The organism is Bacillus sp. AY2-1, from assembly GCF_008368965.1.
Classification (GTDB): Bacteria; Bacillota; Bacilli; order Bacillales; family Bacillaceae_G; genus Bacillus_A; species Bacillus_A thuringiensis_S.
Genome location: NZ_QPEL01000002.1, coordinates 1 through 559, shown reverse-complemented (window position 1 = coordinate 559; position 559 = coordinate 1). Strand labels below are relative to the sequence as shown.

Here is a 559-nt window from a genome sequence, read left to right as displayed (position 1 = left end):
TACAATCTTATACCACAAAACAAACAAATGAAAACATTGCCATTATAGGGAATAAAATAAAGTTGCCGAAACTAGGCCTTGTTCGATTTGCCAAAAGTCGTGAAGTAGAGGGACGTATTGTAAATGCTACAGTTAGACGGAACCCTTCTGGTAGATATTTTGTGTCACTATTAGTTGAAACAGAAGTACAAGAACTTCCGAAAACACATTCTTACATTGGAATAGATGTAGGACTAAAAGATTTCGCTATTTTGTCAAATGGAACACACTATAAAAATCCGAATTTTTTCCGATCATTAGAAGATAAGTTGGCGAAAGCACAGCGTGTTCTTTCTAGAAGAATGAAAGGATCTTCTCGCTGGAATAAACAACGAGTAAAGATAGCTAGAATTCATGAATACATATCAAATGCTAGAAAAGATTACTTGGACAAAATCTCAACTGAAATCATCAAAAACCACGATGTTATCGGTATAGAGGATTTGCAAGTATCGAATATGTTAAAAAATCATAAGTTAGCAAAAGCAATTAGTGAGGTATCTTGGTTGCAATTTCGATC

General features: G+C 34.2%; 1 protein-coding gene. It reads left to right on the top strand.

The annotated features are described in order from the left end of the window. Positions 1-559: RNA-guided endonuclease TnpB family protein (locus tag DN403_RS00260; RefSeq protein ID WP_149185242.1), on the top strand; the 559-nt coding region annotated here is incomplete at both ends.